The following is a 430-nucleotide window of genomic DNA, read 5'->3' as shown; positions in this document are numbered from 1 at the left end:
GAGGTCGTTCCCGGTGTCGGCGCCGGGGTCGGCGTGCCCGGCGTCGGGGGCGCCGCCGACTACGCCGCCGGACTCCTCGGCGCGCACCGGACGCTGATCGGCCCGCAGGCCACCCGGGACGTCGTACTCAGGGCGCTGCACGAGGCCTCCTGGGCGCACTTCGGCTGCCACGCGGCGACCGACCCCTCGTAGCCCTCGGACGCCCTGCTCCACCTGCCCAGCGGCGAGCAGGTCTCGGTCCGGGAGATCTGCCAGGTCCGCCCGCGCGCGGCCCAGCTCGCGTTCCTGGCGGCCTGCGGCACCGCACGCACCACCGAGCGCCTCTCGGACGAAGCCATCCACATCACCAGCTCGTTCCTGCTCGCCGGTTTCCCCACTGCGGTCGGCACCCTGTGGAAGATCGACAGCACCCACGCGGACCAGGTGACCC

2 protein-coding genes are annotated in these 430 nt (G+C 74.4%); both read left to right on the top strand.

The genetic code is table 11. The annotated features are described in order from the left end of the window. On the top strand, window positions 1-192 hold a 192-nt coding region (locus TN53_RS42500), incomplete at its 5' end, for a hypothetical protein (RefSeq protein ID WP_046264267.1). 12 nt (window positions 193-204) lie between these two features. Further along, on the top strand, window positions 205-430 hold a 226-nt coding region (locus TN53_RS49730; RefSeq protein WP_159038294.1), incomplete at its 3' end, for a CHAT domain-containing protein.

The sequence above is a fragment of the Streptomyces sp. WM6386 genome, from assembly GCF_000972385.1.
Taxonomy (GTDB): Bacteria; Actinomycetota; Actinomycetes; order Streptomycetales; family Streptomycetaceae; genus Streptomyces.
Note: the sequence above shows the minus strand (reverse complement) of the source record. Positions and strands in the feature narration are given on the sequence as shown.